Genomic DNA, 16,604 nt, shown 5'->3' on the forward strand with positions numbered 1-16,604 from the left:
CGTTGAAATTCTCCCAGATTTTTATGGGAGGCTTGTAATACTTAGTATATGCTACTTTTTATTACTATGTTGTCAATTTAACTACAAAAATTGACAATCCATGATATATAAAGTTACTCAACTTCTGTCGCAGGGCAGAGTAGCTGCTGAAAAGATTTGCAGATATGGGTTCGGTGGGCAAAGAATCGACGTATATTTACAAACAGCAACAAGGTTCCATAATGATAGATTGGCTTTATAAGTACCCGCCTTTGTATTCCGGTATTTTACTCAAGCGTTACAAGCGGTTTTTTGCTGACGTTCAACTGACTTCTGGCGAAATAGTCACAGCACACTGTCCCAATACAGGGCCAATGATTGGAGTATCGACACCTCTAAGTGCAGTACAGCTTTCCAAAAGTGATAATCTTAACCGCAAATTGGCTTACACTCTAGAACTAATTCAGGTACATGACAATGAGCCGACTTGGGTAGGCATAAATACTTTTTTGCCCAATCGGGTGGTAAAGCTAGCTTTGGCGAAATATCTTTTTCCAGAATTGGGCAACTACAGCCAAATCAAGGGTGAGGTAGTTTATGGGCTAGATAAAAAAAGCCGAGTGGATTTCTTCTTGACAGGAAGTGATGAGGAACGCCCGATTTATTTAGAAGTGAAGAATACAACTTTGTCTGAGGGGAGATTAGCTTTATTTCCTGACACGGAGACTACAAGAGGGCAAAAGCACTTGCGAGAACTGATGGCGTTGTTACCTTTGACTCGTGCGGTGATGCTTTACTTTATCAATCGCGGTGATTGTATCGAGTTCTCCCCTGGCGATCGCACAGATCCTATATATGGTAAATTATTGCGGGATGCGATCGCTCTTGGTTTAGAAGTTTTACCTTGTCGTTTTGAAATTTCCCCCGAAGGTATCCGTTATTTGGGTTTAGCAAAACTAAAAATTTGATTGCATTTAATTAAGAGAGACTAGCAATTGCAAAGTTTCTACACGCATAAAACAATAAATCCATCTAGACAGCATCTAGATGGATTTGTTGGTAGTTGATGTTCACTAAAAAACATTCAACCAGACTGTAATGAAGAAATGACTATAAGTAATCGTCACTCCAGAAATAGCGTTCGCTATTCTGACGTTTGGTTATGCAGGAATCAAAACTGTGTCAATGACATGGATGACACCGTTATCAGCAGCAACATCTGGTGTTGCAACTGTTGCATCATTGATCTTAACGCCATTAGAAGCGTCAATTTTTACATCTGAACCTTCAACTGTTTTAGCTGTCTTTAGCTTAACTACATCAGCAGCCAGTACTTTGCCTGAAACTACATGATAGGTCAAGATTTTCTTGAGCTTTGGAATATCTTGAAGTAATGCGTCTACTGTACCTGCTGGAAGCTTATTAAATGCTTCATCGGTGGGTGCAAAAACGGTAAATGGCCCATCACCTTGAAGTGTATCTACCAGACCAGCTGCTTGGATTGCTGCAACTAGTGTGTTAAAAGAACCATTGTTAGTAGCAGTGTCAATTATGTTGGCCATATGTTTTACCTAGTTCTGTGTAACTTGTTACAAATCTAAACTATTCACTTCATAAAATCTATCTATCATTAGGCGTATGTCAAATCATTTTTGTTATTGATATCATAAGATTTTATTTATATCTATTCTTATACAAGTAAATAATTATACCTATATCGTCCAGGTGGATGATTTATGGGCAGTGCTGGATGCGTAGTTTACCGCCGCAGGCATCGCTCTTTTTTACACAGTGATAGAGGTCGCATCCAAAGATTGTCAGAGCAGCGATCGCATACCAATAAAGTTAGTTAAATAGATGATTAAAATATTTAGTTGGTATAAATTAAGCTTTAGATATTTAGTATCGATATAAAAATTTTATAGCATAATCCTTACTATATATAGATAAGGGCTATTTAGAGAATTTAAATATACTTGCATTAGCTTTTTGTCAGGATTTGTTAACCAAAAAAGTTGGTAATAAGCTTATTTAACTGATATTATTTCATCACTAAATACATTTCACTCGCTGTTTGTGTAATTCCACTTGGAAATAACAAACGGTCCATCATACCAATGCTTTTAGCAATTGTGATTGGCCGTTTGTCGTTTCCAGAATTTATGATGCGTAAGATTTACGCCAAAACCTTCTCTAATTCCAATTCACAAAAAATATGACATAGATGCAAACCATAAAACCTATGCTAATTCTCACTTTCTTAATTTTGAATTTTGAATTTTGAATTGGTATAACTCCCATTTATCTATATCCTCTACCTTCTGTGTGGTTGGTATTTCTGTTGCCTGTGCGTAAGTCAGGTATGTCAACAATGAGACTTTTAGGTAATATTTTCCCCAAACTATAACCATGAACAGAAGAAGACTTATTGCTTGGATTGCTACAGCAGTTAGCAGCATGATGCTGGTAATCGGCTTGCAGTTCGTTAATTTATCACCAGCAAGTTCTGTAACGACACTGAACGTGTATGCAGCTGTCAGCTTAACAAACGCGCTGAATGCCATTAAGACTCAGTACCAAAATGCTAACCCAGGCGTCAACGTTGTTTATACATTTGGTGCTTCTGGTACTTTACTAAGTCAAATACAAGCAGGAGCACCAGCAGATATTTTCATTTCTGCTGCTAACAGCCAAATAGATGTATTGCAGAATTCAACCCCAAGTAAATTGGTTGCAGGTAGCCGCAAAAACGTTGTCAAAAACCGTCTAGTTTTGATTGCGCCTACCACACCTCCCGTTAGTGTTGGTAGTGCTGGTCTTACTAGCTTCAATGGTTTGACCAATGCCAACATTACTGGTATTGCCATAGGTGACTACACAGGTACTCCTCCAGTTGTGCCAGCAGGAAATTATGCCAAACAAGTTCTCACTAGCCGAGGTATTTTCAGCACTCTCAGTCCTAAATTATACCGTGCTAGTAATGTGCGTAGCGTTTTAACTGCTGTTGAAAATAAAACTCTTCTAGTTGGAGGTGTAAATAAAACTATCAACGCAGGTGTTGTTTACAAAACTGATGCGGCCATTTCTAACAAGGTAAGAGTAGTACAAATTGCCCTCACAACAGAAAGCGATTCGATTGTTTATCCACTGGGTATACTCACCAGAACTAAAGTTTTAACGACAGCACAGAGTTTTTCTAACTACTTAAGTGGTAGTACAGCTCAGAATATCTTCAAAAATACTTACGGGTTTATCCTGCCTTAATCACCAGAAAGTAAATCAATCAAGTACTCGTTGTCGTGAATTTTGAACTATTTGGAGTTATGTCTTGTGAAGTTCACTAAAAAACTCTCAATTATTGTTTGTAGTTTGACTACTACTTTCCTTCATACTGCTGTGATTACTAATACTTATAAGTCAGCAGCACAAGCTGAAAGACAAGAACTGATTATCAACGGGGGATTTGAATATGATTCTCTTATAGATCCAACTAATCCCGAAACTACAAATCCTAATATTACAGGATGGGTTAAATCTGGTAATTCCATAGATACATCAGGTACTAAAATTGACAATTTTCCTAATACTGGTAAGCAGGGATTATCGCTTGGTGGATTTTCAGGCATTAGCTACATATCGCAGACTATCCCTACATTTCCTGGTCAACGCTACAAACTTACTTACTATCTTGCATCGACAGAAGAAGCACCCGATCTGAATAACAAATTTCAGGTTTTTATAGGTGGTAAAAAGGTTTATGTTCAAAAAGATACTCCTTACCAATCCTACACACAATACACGTTAAATTTTAGAGCAAAAGGAAGATCCACCGAAATAAAATTTGGCTCCCAAGCCAAGTATGCGTTTTTATATTTGGATGATGTGAGTGTCAAAGCTTTACCTAAACATCAAGGAAAAAACTATAGAGATCGATAAACCACAGGTAGAAGCCTAAGCAATGTCTGGCTCAATAGTGTCAAGAATTCCACTAAAATTCATCTGATTTAAAAACTCCATTATGGGTTTATTGAGAAAAATTGCCTTGATGTATGAATCATTATCTACATCTATAACTAACTCTTAGAAACCAGAAGAAAGTGTTCATTTTTATTGACACTACTGAAAGCCAGCCAGCATGGATGTAACTATCAACTTGTTTTCATTGTCAAAATTTAAAATTATTTGGAGTCAAGTTTCATGAAATTAACTAAAAAACTCTCAATTATTGTTTTTAGTTTTACTACTACCTTAATTAGTACTGCTGCGATCGCTAATATTTATAATACAGCAGCACAAGCAGCAGAACTTGTTAAAAACGGAAGCTTTGAACTCGATCCTCTGGTAAATCCTAACAATCCCAACGCTACAAATCCGAATATTACAGACTGGACTAAATCTGGCGATCCGATGGATGTATCAGGGATAAGAATAAGCAATTTTCCTCAGCATGGTAGTGGTAATCAGGGCTTATCACTTAGTGGATTTATAGACCTCAGCTACATATCACAAACACTTTCTACACAACCTGGTCAGCAATACGAACTTAGTTACTATTTAGCATCTATAGATGAGGCCCCTGACCTTGATAATCAATTTCAGACGTTTGTAGGTGGAAATAAGCTTTTCGATCAAAAAGACATTTCTTTTCAACCATACACACAATATAAGTTTAATTTCACAGCAGATGCGTCATCCACAGAGTTAAAGTTTGGGTATTGGGATAAATATGGATTCTTATACTTGGATAATGTGAGTGTAAAACCTGTGTCTGAGCCATCAACTATTGGAGGAATAGTTGTTACTGCTGGTTTATTAGGAATATGGCTGAAGAAAAAGAAAGCAATTAGCTAGAAAGAACAGCCCTTTTTTTACCTTTTGGAAAAGAACAGATCGTAAATCCCTCAAACTACTGTGCAGTAGTTATGAGGGATTTGGTCATTTTCCACTAAAATGGCGATCGCTCTAATATATCGATCTAATTCTCAATAATTTAGAGTCGCTACTTGTGTTTTACACCGATCGCTACTATTGCTACTAATTTGCAATTACTTTATAATTTTAAAGCAACTTAGCTAAGATAGCAAGTAATTTTAATTAAAAACTATTATTGTCTTTTACTCAAGAATATTCTATAAATACGTCAAAAGATAGATGACAAAACATAATTAAGTTAAAAATCTAGTTTTTGCTATGCTAATACCTTAACAAGACTTATATATAAGGATTTATCGCACAACATTAGTCAGATTTATAAAATTCAGAAGTTTTGATAAATGCTTGCTCAGGTGTAGCCTTTATGATAATGTCTGCTAATAGCACTAGAATTAGATGCAAATCAGTCGCAGATAGCTTTTGAGAATTTCTAGAACTAGTGTTAAGCATTATCGATAATATACAATTGCTCGTCTATTCGGCATCTGTGGGATTCATGCTAATTCAAAAGCATTATTTCCACGCTAGTAGTATGGAATTTTTATCAACTTATGGTGGCATAAACAAAGGTGCTGGGATGCCTCTTTATGTATGTTGCTAGTGAGTATGGATTTAATGTCTGTTTGTTACGAAATATAGGCGAAAGTCACTAAATTTTTCTAGTCAAATTCATTTAATCGAATCATCATGTTGAACATTAGAATTGATTTGTGGCAAGTCGATCGGTCAATACTAAAAAGAAAATTTTCTAGATTTTTAGCTTTTATCCTCAGTGCCATTTTAGTTGTAGTTTTGGCAAATAACAGTTTTGCGACTGCACCCAAAACTACAGAGATATTATGGGATACTTACGGTATACCGCATATATATGGTAAAGATGCTGCAAGCGCTTTCTCTGCATTTGGTTGGGCACAAATGCAGAGTCACGCTAACTTGCTGTTGCGCCTCTATGGTCAAGCTAGGGGAAAAGCAGCCGAATACTGGGGAGAAGAGTATTTAGAATCTGATAAATGGGTACTGACGATGGGAGTATCCGATCGTGCTAATTCTTGGTATCGGGCACAAAGTCCAGCTTTCCGTAGTTATATAAATGCCTTTGCCAGTGGGATAAATACTTATGCTAAAGCCCATCCTGATTTAATTGACGAGCAAGTAAAAATAGTATTACCTGTCAAACCAGAAGATGTGTTGGCGCATTTGCAAAGAGTGCTGTATTTTACTTTTGTCGTCAACCAAGAACAGGTAGCAGGTATTACTCATACTCAATCGGAAGCTGGTTCTAACGGTTGGGCGATCGCACCTAAGCATTCTGCCAGTGGCAAGGCGATGTTGCTGGCAAATCCCCATTTGTTTTGGTCGGATTTATTTATCTGGTACGAAGCCCAAATTACTGCCCCAGGAATGAATGCTTCGGGAGCAGCGCTAGTGGGAATTCCAGTTTTAGCGATCGCTTTTAACGATTATTTGGGTTGGACTCATACCGTCAATACTCATGATGGTTGGGATGTATATAAGTTGAAATTAGCTGATGATGGTTATCTTTTTGATGGCAAAGTCCGTCCTTTTACAACATCAAAGTTTTTGTTAAAAGTTAAGCAAAAAAATGGCTCGTTAGTCGAACAACCATTATTAGTCAAAAGTTCCGTCCACGGTGCAGTCGTTCAAGAAAAAGATGGGTTTGCTGTGGCACTGCGGGTTGTCGGTACAGACCGTCCCGGTGTGTTGGAACAGTGGTGGGATATGGCGCGTTCCCAAAACTTAACCCAATTTCAAAAGGTATTGAAACGCTTGCAACTACCGATGTTTACCGTCATGTATGCAGACCGAGCCGGACATATCATGCACCTCTTCAACGGTCTGGTGCCGATTCGTCAACAGGGAGACTTTCAATACTGGGAAGGTTTAATTCCTGGCGACACATCTAAAACTTTGTGGACAAAAATGCATCCATACAAAGATTTACCGCGTGTTATTGACCCGCCTAGCGGTTGGTTGCAAAATGCCAACGATCCACCTTGGACAACGACTTTCCCGGTTGTCATCAAAGCAGATGATTACCCTGCTTATATGGCTCCACGAGGAGAGATGTCTTTCCGGGCACAAAGTTCTGCAAAAATACTGGCTGAAGATCCAAAAATTTCTTTTGCGGAAATGATTAAGTACAAACATTCCACCAAAATGGAACTTGCAGAACGCATCCTCGATGATTTAATTCCCGCAGCTCAAAAATATGGCGATGAATTAGCCCGTCGTGCTGCTGATATTTTAGCTGCTTGGAATCGCAATGCTGATGCTGATAGTCGAGGCGCGGTATTGTTTTCTTTTTGGTGGCAAGAAATGGATAAAAACCAAACCTTCAGTATTCCTTGGAGTGAGAACTCACCGCGCACCACACCCGATGGTTTAAAAAATCCAGAAAGTGCGGCGAAAGCGCTACAAATAGCAGCAACAAAAGTCGAAAAAGCTTATGGAAAACTAGATGTTGCTTGGGGTGAAGTCTTTCGAGTGCATAGCGGAAACTTAGATTTACCTGCCAATGGTGGCGATGGGGATCTAGGAATATTCCGCGTCCTCAATTTTGCTCCAGCTAACAATGAACGCTTTCAAGCTGTCGCTGGTGATAGTTATGTTGCAACCATTGAGTTTTCGCAACCAGTAAAAGCAATGGCTCTCATCAGCTACGGTAATGCTACTCAACCTGGTTCGCCCCACATTACCGACCAACTACCACTGTTTACTCGCAAGCAATTGCGTTCTGTTTGGCGAACTCGGAAAGAAGTACTAGCACATTTGGAGGAACGCAAAACTTTTTGAGAGCTGCGCTAACCATGAGTTATATCGTGTCCGATTAAAGACTTATCGTTAAGACCGCAGGGGGCAGGGGGAAAGAGGTTTTCTGGTTTCTGCATAGATTTTGTCGGGAAAAGGGGAAGGGGAAAGGGGGAAAGGTTTATTATTTTCCCTTTCCCCTTTAACCTTTTCCCTTTTCCCACCTCTTGCAAAAATAACTTTTGCAAGAGGTCTAATGTCTACTCTGGTGCAATTATGCAGAGTATGACTCGCAATCGATTGGACGATCCTGGTATTTTGGGGGTAAATGCAGGTGCAGTTTTTGCTGTAGTAATTAGTATTGTTCTATATTGGCAAGGTAATTAGTTATGATTCTTATAGTACTTGCACCCTACACGCCAGTTGCTCATGCCATGACCGCGCTGGCTCCCTTTAATCCCTTATCTACCTGTGGTAAGGGGAAGCAAAACGCTGATTTCGTGGGGTGGGGTTCTTTGAGTTTAATTAAGTAATGAAGTAGATATGATATTACATACTTACAAAATTCTCAAAGATTCTCTTAAGTTTAATTATGTCAATGTTATTCTTGAACGATAATTTACATTACCAACTGTCAGCGAAGAATTTGACTTTGGGTTATGATAATATAACTATTATTAAGGATTTAAATTTAGATATACCACCAAGAAAAATAACTGCTTTAGTTGGGGCAAATGGTTCTGGAAAATCCACTTTATTACGAGGTTTAGCAAGATTATTAAAACCTCGCGTTGGCACAATTTATTTAGATGCAACAGATTTATTTAAGCTATCAACAAAAGATGTTGCTAAAAAATTAGGAATTCTTACCCAAGGCCCGGTTCCACCAGAAGGATTAACCGTTCGAGATTTGGTAGTTTGTGGAAGGTTTCCTTATCAAAATTGGTTGCAGCAGTGGACAAAAGAAGATGGAAAATTAGTAGAACTAGCGTTAGAAATTACTGGAATTAAACATTTGGCAGAACGCGAGTTAGATACTCTTTCTGGTGGACAGCGACAACGTGCTTGGATTGCAATGGCATTAGCTCAAGATACAGATATTTTATTGTTAGATGAACCAACTACTTTTTTAGATTTGGCGCACCAAATAGAAGTTTTAGATTTATTGTATGATTTGAACCAAAATCAGCAACGAACGATTGTCATGGTGTTACACGATTTGAATCACGCCTGTCGTTATGCTGATTATTTAGTAGCAGTGAAAGAAGGTCAAATTTTTGCTGTTGGCGAACCTAATTTGGTGATTACTGAGAAGATGGTAAGGGAAGTGTTTGGATTGGAATGTCGGGTTATTCCAGACCCGGTTTCCGATACACCGATGTGTATACCAGTGGGAAGAAAGGGGAGAACATAGAAACAAATCAAAACCTTACACAGCAGAATACAGTTCAGTTAAGCATTTCTTCTTTCTTGTCTTGCAGAGTAGGGAATAAGTTTTGTAATTAGCAGCGATCGCAAAACATCTCGCAGATATGCAATGCTCTCTTCTGAAATTAAATTGCTATATTCATTGCAGATATCTAATACAGTGGAGAGCGATCGCCTTTGATATCCTTTGATGTAGATTGTCATATCTCCCAGAGATGATAACTGTTTTCAAGTAATTCAACTACACCACTCCCTACTCAATACTTTTCGGATAAACCCAATAATCTCTCTTTTGGTCTGGGGAAAGGTTAAAGGGCAAAGAGGGAAAGATAAATTCAAACCCTTTTCCTTTTCCCTTTCCCCTTTCCCGATTAACCGAAAAGTATTAACTCCCTACTCGCCGTCTCATTTATGGTCTAAAATCATTTTTTTGTCATCAACCCTCTAGATTGCTCCACTAAGCGAATAAACTCACCCCGATAACCCTCCTGATCTTCCCCCTTCCCTTGGGTTGCCAATTTCATCACCAAATCATAATTAGCATCTCCCTTATACTCAGAGTCACGCAGCACCATCCCAAAGGTCGCTACCGCAGCAGCAAATTTCAGGTTTGTGGAGGGGTCAGTTCTCAAATCATCATCTTGGATGGTTTGGGTAATTAGTTGACTGGTGCTGTCCTGGGGCGACTTGTAGCGCAGTTTCACCTGCATCAACTCATTACCAGCAGCATCCGAGACAGTTTCACTAGAACGCTGATACCGCAAAGGATCTATCTCTGGCAGTTTCACATCGCTTTTCGTGCCAGTGGGAATTATTTCATAAAGCGCTGTCACAGAATGACCGGCCCCAATATCCCCTGCATCTTTCTTGTCGTCATTGAAATCCTGGTTTTGCAGCAGGCGATTTTCGTAACCAATCAAACGATATGCTTGAACTTTCGCCGGATTAAATTCCACCTGAATTTTTACATCCTTGGCAATAGTAAACAGAGTTCCCCTAAGATCGTTAACTAAAACCTTTTTGGCTTCCAATAGGGTATCAATATAAGCGTAGTTGCCGTTACCCTTATCAGCCAGTTGTTCCATTTTTCCATCCTTATAATTGCCGGTGCCAAATCCCAACACCGTCAGAAAAATTCCCTGCTCTCGCTTTTGTTCAATTAATCGCGTCAAGTCGCCATCACTGGAAACCCCGACGTTAAAATCTCCATCGGTAGCTAAAATGACTCTGTTATTACCAGACTTGAGGAAGCTTTCTTTGGCTATCTTGTAAGCTAATTCAATACCCTGACCGCCAGCAGTGGAGCCTCCAGCCTTTAAGCGGTCAATCGCCGCCAGAATTGTTGATTTTTGACTACCAGCAGTAGCCGGTAACACCAATCCAGCATTCCCCGCATAGACTACTAAACTTACCCGATCTTCAGGACGCAGTTGATTCACCAACAATTTGAGCGACTGTTGCACTAAGGGTAATTTATTCGGGTCATCCATAGAACCGGAGACATCAATCAGAAATACTAAGTTGCTTGGTGGTAAGGTTTTGCTTTCTAGGCGTTTACCTTGCAAACCCACCTGTACCAACTTGTGTTGAGGATTCCAAGGAGCAGCAGCAACTTCAGTGGTGACGGAAAAAGGGCGATCGCCTTTTGGTTGGGGATAATTGTAGGTAAAATAATTGATTAATTCCTCAATTCGCACTGCATCCTTGGGTGGTAATTCCCCTTGAGTAATAAACCGTCGCACGTTGCTGTAAGATGCTGTATCTACATCAATGGAAAAGGTGGAAAGGGGATCGTTACCAACGCGATGAAAGGGATTATCCTCAATCCGGTTGTAGTTTTCTGTATTGAATCTGCTACCTATTTGAGGTTCCGGGGCAACCCTTCCAATACTGTCACGAGTTTGGAGTTTAGGCATATTCGCACGGTTAGCAACTCGATCCTGCACAGATGAGCCAGACGGAATACTAAGGGGTAGGGCTGTGGGTAAGGGTTGAGTCTTTTGGTTAGACTCAGTTTGAATACGTTCTCTGGTAGGCTGATTCAAAGTGATGGGACTACGAGCTTCCAATTCCTCTATTGGACTTTTTAGGGTTGCTAACTCCGGTGCAAATTCTGACTGCAAGCGTTGCAGAATTTTTATATCTGCTGGGGTAACTATCTTGGGATCGGTCGCTATTAGCTCATTGCTCCGATTCACACAGGCATTCAAGACTGTAGCAAATTCAGTTCGGGTTACAGGAAGAGTGCCAAAATTTTGGACGGGAACGACACAACTATACTGTTTTACCAATGTCTGGAGTGCTTGGTAGTCAGGGTGATTGGGGAGAATGGAAGTTTTTGGAGTAGAACTGGCAGGATTTTGATTGGCTGGAACTGCAACCGTGGCAGACTGGCGTAAAACGGCGATTCCTATTGAGGGTATCAATAAAAACAATATTACAATACTGACTTGCTGCCACATTTTGGATGGAATCGGGTAAGACACGGCTAAATCCTCACACTAAATTTTTCTGTCACATTTGACTATTTACCCAGAATAGTCCTGAGCAGCTTGGGATTTGATAAGCGTTTCAGTTTTGGTAACTGTAATTTATACAACACTAAGCATTCCCATTTAGCATTAGGGAATATTACAGTGTTTGTTGGTATAGTCGCTTAACTCTGGATACTCATTTGTGACCAAAGAGAGGAAAGGTTAAAGAGGTAGATAGTAAGGAGTTTTTCCACTATCTACCTTTTTGAGAATATAGAAATGAGCAAAATTTTCAACAGAATTACGGAATTGCGATCGCATCGCTTGAAGTCATAATCATCAGAACACAAACTGATTGCGTTCACTGAATTTTTTGCTTGTTCAACTCCAAGCAAGAAATTTTAAAACAGCCAAATAATTAAAGCTATTAAGGAGATAATTAACATGAGCGAGAATATTAATCCACAACCCAAAACAAAAAAACAACCTCCTAATACTATAGGAAAACCACCTAAGACTGAATTTATTAACTCCGATCAACAGTCCACAAGATCAGAATTATCAGATAAATAATTTTTTACCCCAATATTTTATTTATAGCTCAATACGCTTGGCTTAAGAGGATGTCTGAGAAGTATCAAATATTTATTGATCCCCCCTAACCCCCCTTAAAAAAGGGGGGAATAAGAATCTTAAAGTCCCCCTTTTTAAGGGGGATTTAGGGGGATCTCCAAAGGTAAGATGTATATAAAAGAACTTTTCAGACATCCTCTAAGGGTTATTGGTGTAGATAATTGGTCTTTTGAGACGCAATAAATCGCGTTTCTACATGAAGGTTTTGTTGCTTATCTTGAACTGTATTGATTTATAACTATAAGACGAATTCTAGTGTAGGAGACAATAAGAAACTAGAAGTGTGACGAAAATATTCACTTGCTGCTAGATTTTGGGAACCATTGGTTCCCATTTTTTTCATCTCTAATCCCATTTCTGATTGATTTATTGCTTTGATAAGGGTAGGCAAATGGTAAAACAAGTTCTACCTGAGTGCGACTCAAATGAAAGCGTACCGTGATGGCGATTTTCTACAATTCGGCGAACGGTTTCTAAACCAAGTCCTGAACCATGTCCTACTGATTTGGTGGTAAAGAAAGGTTCAAAAATACGGGTTTTAATTTCAGGTGGAATTCCACTGCCAGAATCGATGATATCAATATGGGCATAGCGATCGCAATGATGTGTTGTAATTTCTAGCAGTCCCTTACCATCCATTGCATCAATGGCGTTGTCAAATAAGTTTGTCCACACTTGATTGAGTTCGCTGCCATAGGCAAGGATTTTTGGAAGACTTCGATCGTAATTGCGTTGCACTTGGACACCGCACTTGAGTTTATGAGCAAACAATCGCAAGGTATCTTCCAAGCCTTGATGTATATCTACTTCTTGCTGAGTGCCTCGATCGAGATAAGAATAAGACTTCATCGCTTGCACTAGTTCGGAAATCCTCTCAGATCCTCGCAAACCATGTTTAATCATCGACATGACTTCAAAGGAAAGCGCTAGCCAGTGCAATCCCAGTTCTCGCAATTCTGTGTTGTCGTTGCGCCAACGTTCCATGAGTTGCTCTAGGGTTTCAACTTCAACACCACCTTCTGCTAAAGGTTCTGCCAATTTCCAAGCTTGGTTTACACCATAGTCTTCTAACCATTCCAGCAATATGTCTTCGCGATCGCTTAGTGTCACTGGATCTAGGCGATTATTCAAAATCGCATCATAGCCTAGATCGCGTACTCTCAACCAGTGTTGAGTATGGGCTTCGTCAACATTACGTTGCCCATAAACTAAGTTCATTCGTTGTAACTCTAGGATGGCGGCTGGCATTTCTTTTAAAGTCCGAACCAAAGCTGCGGCTGGGTTGTTGAGTTCATGAGCAAGACCAGCAGCAAGTGTCCCTAAAGCTGCCATCTTTTCTCGCCCACGAATGAAAGACTCTAGCCCCCGGACACGACGTTGCATAATTCGGAAGACCATCCGCTCAAAATCACGACATTCATGCAGCAGTTTGCGGAAGTCTTCTCCTTTCATTTCATAGATGTGGCAATTTGAAAATGCCCGCATTGTCACAGGTGCAGGTTCATCTGTGAGTACTGGAATTTCACCAAAAAAGGATGGAGCTTCGTGTTGCCCTATAGGAATTTCCACTCCTTCACTGCGGCGGGTCATGTTAATTTTACCTTTGACTAAGATAAATAAGCGACATACAGGGTCTCCCTCATAGGACAACACATCTCCGGGGGAAAGTTCAACTGTTTGAGCGCGATCGCAAACCCACTGCAATCGCTCTTTGGGAAGTTGTTGAAATGGGTCTAAGTTGATTAATTCTTCAACACATAACATCGATTAACCTCCTTGAGGGGGCAGGGGGGATAATACCAATTCAAAATTCAAAACTTGTACTGAGCGCAGTCGAAGTATTCAAAATTCAAAATTAAGAAAGCCATGACATAACAAAGGTTTGGGAGTATTATCTGTCGCATTTTTTTCAAATTGGTATAAGAAAGTAGGGTGGTTATAGAGCTGTGTTTTCCTATGGAGAATTTTGGTTTAAATAGTTGAAGAAGGCTTTGTATCAGTTTATCAGAATGCGCAAAAAACCCGATCCGTATATATGGTGGGGATGGATAGCGGTCTGAGCGCTCAAAATTTATTAAACCCAGCAGAACGACGATAAAGTAACCAGATAAACACGGGTGAACCCAGCAAGGCAGTGACGGAACCTACTGGTAGTTCTACTGCTCCTAGTCTAGAGAGTAAATCTGCAAAAGTGAGTAACCATGCACCTGCAAGGGCGGAAAGTGGTAAAACAAAGCGATTATCTGTACCAACAATTAGGCGGACACCGTGAGGGATAACAAGACCGACAAATCCAACCAAGCCACTGATGCTGACTGCACCTGCGGCTAATAGAGTGGCGACACCACCAATTAACAGGCGCGATCGCGTCAACGAAAGCCCTAAACTCACAGCTAAATCATCTCCCAAAGCCAGGATGTTTAGCGATCGCGCTAGCAAGCATCCCCCAATCAATGCAACGATGATATAAGGGCCAGTTGTAGCAATTTCTTGCCAACCCCGTCCATTAAGACTACCAACCAGGAAACTGAGCGCAACTTGAATTTGCCCATCTTCAGCTAAAAGCAGCAATGTACTTTGTACAGCACCAAATAAAGAACTCACCGCTACTCCGCCTAAAATTAAGCGCTCAACAGAAATTCCCGACCCCGAACGACCGAGTAAAATAACGATCGCGGCAGTTAAAATTGCTCCTATCCATGCTGCAAAAGGAATTGCGATCGGAAATATGTGGCACACAATCATCAGAATTACCAGTAGTCCCGCACCCGCTGAAATGCCCAAAATAAATGGATCGGCGAGACTATTACGTAACATTCCTTGCAGCAGTGCCCCTGACATTCCCAAAGCTGCGCCGACAATAATCGCAGCAGTAATGCGCGGGAGACGTAAATCCCAGAGAATTGTCTGTTTAACCGGATCGCCTTTGTGGAGAATGGCTTGCCAAAATTCCGACATATTTAAAGGTACTGCTCCTTGAGAAAGTGACAGCGCTAGCGTTACCACCAGTGCTGTACCAAAAAGTAAAACAGCCCAAAATACGCGGTGTTCAGTAAAAATTTTCTGAAATGGTCTAGTCAAATTTATGATATGTCTTTTTTTTAAATATAATCTGTCCCAAACAAAGCTGCATTTGCTGCATTTAAAGATAGCTTTTCGATGAGAGAGCAGGAATCTAAAAATTTGACCTTTAGAAGCTCAATGTTGACCCTCGGAAGCTCAATGTTGACCCTCGGAAGCTCAATGTTGACCCTCAGAAGCTCAATGTTGACCCTCAGAAGCTCAATGTTGACCCTCAGAAGCTCAATGTTGACCTTCTGAAGGTGAAAGTTGATCCTCAGAAGCTCAATGTTGACCCTCAGAAGCTCAATTTTTAAGTTTTGACCCTTATTTCTTATCCCTGCTGCCCCCTGCTCCCTGCCCCCTGCCCCCTGCCCCCGTACCCCTACGTTAGTTCTAGTCCACCTTGATAGCCAGTAACAATGCGTCCACCATCCTTGAGGATGTGGATTTCGATCTGGTCGCTAGCCCAAGTAATCTGGTCTTGGAAAGCTGGGTTCAACACCCTAACCTGTTGATTGCTAGAAGAAACTGGAGAATTGGGAGAATTAACTGCCAGAGATTGTACAAAAGGCCCGTCAATCAGGATATCGAGTTGTTCTAACAATGCTTGGGAACCTGGCGGCGCAGATTGGGACTGTAGCTGCTTAAGAGTGAAGCCAGAAAAAGACATTACATTTAAACCAGCAGCTTTTACCTTCCGAGCTAAAGATGCCAGTGCAGCTGCTTGCCAAAATGGTTCTCCACCAGAAAATGTTACACCCGTGTTGCGGGGATTGCTGAGAATATTTTCGGCAAGAGCCTCAACAGCAATTAATTGGTTAGCCTCAAAAGACCAGGAGTTAGTATTAAAGCAGCCAGGACATTCACGCAGACAACCTTGTACCCAGACGACTGCACGACAACCAGGGCCATTAACTTCTGATTGATCGACATAACCCATAATATTGAGATAGCCTGGGGGAATTTCTATGAGTGCTAGCGATGGGTCAGTTGGCTTAATTTCCATCTCTTTAACTCCTTTTAGCCGTTAACTGTTAAATATAGCGAATCTCCAGTTAGATAACCGTGACAATAGTTATATAACTGGAGATTTAATTGATGATTAATCTCTCAAAAACTTTTGATGTTTTGAAAAAGTCCGCTTTAATTTCCTAAACCGGGTGCTGGGGAAGATAGTTACAGGTTAATTGACACATATTTATCGAGTTTGGTATTGTTACCAGCGTCCCATAAATTACGAAGCTTAATTATATGTGGCCCAGAAATGCCCCTAAAACACCAAGCTGCACTGAAACTGAAAGCTGCTGTATATCCCTAAGTGCAGAT

The 16,604-nt window shown here is 40.3% G+C and carries 14 protein-coding genes; 8 read left to right on the plus strand and 6 right to left on the minus strand.

Annotated elements, in window-relative coordinates; translation table 11 throughout:
• The first annotated feature begins 221 nt into the window (after nucleotides 1-221).
• A complete protein-coding gene (gene sfsA / locus RM368_RS01200; RefSeq protein WP_322692492.1) occupies nucleotides 222-947 on the plus strand; it encodes a DNA/RNA nuclease SfsA in 726 nt (241 codons plus the stop codon).
• 192 nt (nucleotides 948-1,139) lie between these two features.
• Here the strand turns inward: sfsA and RM368_RS01205 are convergent, their stop codons facing one another.
• Nucleotides 1,140-1,541 carry a fasciclin domain-containing protein gene (locus tag RM368_RS01205; protein ID WP_322692349.1) on the minus strand — a complete coding sequence of 134 codons (402 nt, stop codon included), beginning with the start codon at nucleotides 1,539-1,541 and terminating at the stop codon, nucleotides 1,140-1,142.
• Between the two features lie 847 nt (nucleotides 1,542-2,388).
• Between RM368_RS01205 and modA the strand changes: the two genes are divergently transcribed.
• The 7 genes from modA to RM368_RS01240 all read left to right on the plus strand — a co-directional run bounded on the left by modA (nucleotide 2,389) and on the right by RM368_RS01240 (nucleotide 9,094).
• On the plus strand, nucleotides 2,389-3,243 hold the full coding sequence (modA, locus tag RM368_RS01210; RefSeq protein ID WP_322692350.1) for a molybdate ABC transporter substrate-binding protein: 855 nt from the start codon (nucleotides 2,389-2,391) through the stop codon (nucleotides 3,241-3,243).
• A gap of 66 nt (nucleotides 3,244-3,309) precedes the next feature.
• Nucleotides 3,310-3,915 (plus strand): DUF642 domain-containing protein, encoded by a 606-nt coding sequence (locus tag RM368_RS01215; protein ID WP_322692351.1) that lies wholly within the window; start codon nucleotides 3,310-3,312, stop codon nucleotides 3,913-3,915.
• 261 nt (nucleotides 3,916-4,176) lie between these two features.
• Nucleotides 4,177-4,830, plus strand: a complete 654-nt coding sequence (locus tag RM368_RS01220; RefSeq protein ID WP_322692352.1) for a DUF642 domain-containing protein — start codon at nucleotides 4,177-4,179, stop codon at nucleotides 4,828-4,830.
• Nucleotides 4,831-5,598: 768 nt separating this feature from the next.
• Entirely contained in the window at nucleotides 5,599-7,725 is a 2,127-nt protein-coding gene (locus tag RM368_RS01225; protein ID WP_322692353.1) for an acylase, read from the plus strand.
• A 231-nt stretch (nucleotides 7,726-7,956) separates the two neighbouring features.
• Nucleotides 7,957-8,067: an iron chelate uptake ABC transporter family permease subunit gene (locus tag RM368_RS01230; protein ID WP_416212203.1), complete on the plus strand. Its 111-nt coding sequence runs from the start codon at nucleotides 7,957-7,959 to the stop codon at nucleotides 8,065-8,067.
• A 2-nt stretch (nucleotides 8,068-8,069) separates the two neighbouring features.
• Nucleotides 8,070-8,213: a hypothetical protein gene (locus RM368_RS01235; protein WP_322692354.1), complete on the plus strand. Its 144-nt coding sequence runs from the start codon at nucleotides 8,070-8,072 to the stop codon at nucleotides 8,211-8,213.
• A gap of 59 nt (nucleotides 8,214-8,272) precedes the next feature.
• Nucleotides 8,273-9,094, plus strand: coding sequence for an ABC transporter ATP-binding protein (locus RM368_RS01240; protein ID WP_322692355.1), 822 nt, complete (start codon nucleotides 8,273-8,275; stop codon nucleotides 9,092-9,094).
• A gap of 38 nt (nucleotides 9,095-9,132) precedes the next feature.
• On the opposite strand, the gene RM368_RS01245 is transcribed toward RM368_RS01240, so the two are convergent.
• The 5 genes from RM368_RS01245 to RM368_RS01265 form a co-directional block, all read right to left on the minus strand.
• Nucleotides 9,133-9,312 (minus strand): hypothetical protein, encoded by a 180-nt coding sequence (locus tag RM368_RS01245; protein WP_322692356.1) that lies wholly within the window; start codon nucleotides 9,310-9,312, stop codon nucleotides 9,133-9,135.
• Nucleotides 9,313-9,530: 218 nt separating this feature from the next.
• Nucleotides 9,531-11,594, minus strand: a complete 2,064-nt coding sequence (locus tag RM368_RS01250; RefSeq protein ID WP_322692357.1) for a vWA domain-containing protein — start codon at nucleotides 11,592-11,594, stop codon at nucleotides 9,531-9,533.
• A 987-nt stretch (nucleotides 11,595-12,581) separates the two neighbouring features.
• Nucleotides 12,582-13,979, minus strand: coding sequence for an ATP-binding protein (locus RM368_RS01255; RefSeq protein WP_322692358.1), 1,398 nt, complete (start codon nucleotides 13,977-13,979; stop codon nucleotides 12,582-12,584).
• A 300-nt stretch (nucleotides 13,980-14,279) separates the two neighbouring features.
• Nucleotides 14,280-15,296, minus strand: coding sequence for an iron ABC transporter permease (locus RM368_RS01260; RefSeq protein WP_322692359.1), 1,017 nt, complete (start codon nucleotides 15,294-15,296; stop codon nucleotides 14,280-14,282).
• Between the two features lie 364 nt (nucleotides 15,297-15,660).
• Nucleotides 15,661-16,284, minus strand: a complete 624-nt coding sequence (locus RM368_RS01265) for a 4Fe-4S single cluster domain-containing protein (protein WP_322692360.1) — start codon at nucleotides 16,282-16,284, stop codon at nucleotides 15,661-15,663.
• Nucleotides 16,285-16,604: the final 320 nt, after the last annotated feature.

The organism is Nostoc sp. DedSLP03 (assembly GCF_034530815.1).
In the GTDB taxonomy this organism is placed as follows: Bacteria; Cyanobacteriota; Cyanobacteriia; order Cyanobacteriales; family Nostocaceae; genus Nostoc.

Bases quoted from the DNA above. Each gene is read 5' to 3' on its own strand.
- modA (WP_322692350.1), top strand. From the start codon at position 2,389: ATGAACAGAAGAAGACTTATTGCTTGGATTGCTACAGCAGTTAGCAGC.
- RM368_RS01230 (WP_416212203.1), top strand. From the start codon at position 7,957: ATGCAGAGTATGACTCGCAATCGATTGGACGATCCTGGTATTTTGGGG.
- RM368_RS01240 (WP_322692355.1), top strand. From the start codon at position 8,273: ATGTCAATGTTATTCTTGAACGATAATTTACATTACCAACTGTCAGCG.
- sfsA (WP_322692492.1), top strand. From the start codon at position 222: ATGATAGATTGGCTTTATAAGTACCCGCCTTTGTATTCCGGTATTTTA.
- RM368_RS01220 (WP_322692352.1), top strand. From the start codon at position 4,177: ATGAAATTAACTAAAAAACTCTCAATTATTGTTTTTAGTTTTACTACT.
- RM368_RS01205 (WP_322692349.1), bottom strand. From the start codon at position 1,541: ATGGCCAACATAATTGACACTGCTACTAACAATGGTTCTTTTAACACA.
- RM368_RS01225 (WP_322692353.1), top strand. From the start codon at position 5,599: ATGTTGAACATTAGAATTGATTTGTGGCAAGTCGATCGGTCAATACTA.
- RM368_RS01235 (WP_322692354.1), top strand. From the start codon at position 8,070: ATGATTCTTATAGTACTTGCACCCTACACGCCAGTTGCTCATGCCATG.
- RM368_RS01265 (WP_322692360.1), bottom strand. From the start codon at position 16,284: ATGGAAATTAAGCCAACTGACCCATCGCTAGCACTCATAGAAATTCCC.
- RM368_RS01255 (WP_322692358.1), bottom strand. From the start codon at position 13,979: ATGTTATGTGTTGAAGAATTAATCAACTTAGACCCATTTCAACAACTT.
- RM368_RS01245 (WP_322692356.1), bottom strand. From the start codon at position 9,312: ATGACAATCTACATCAAAGGATATCAAAGGCGATCGCTCTCCACTGTA.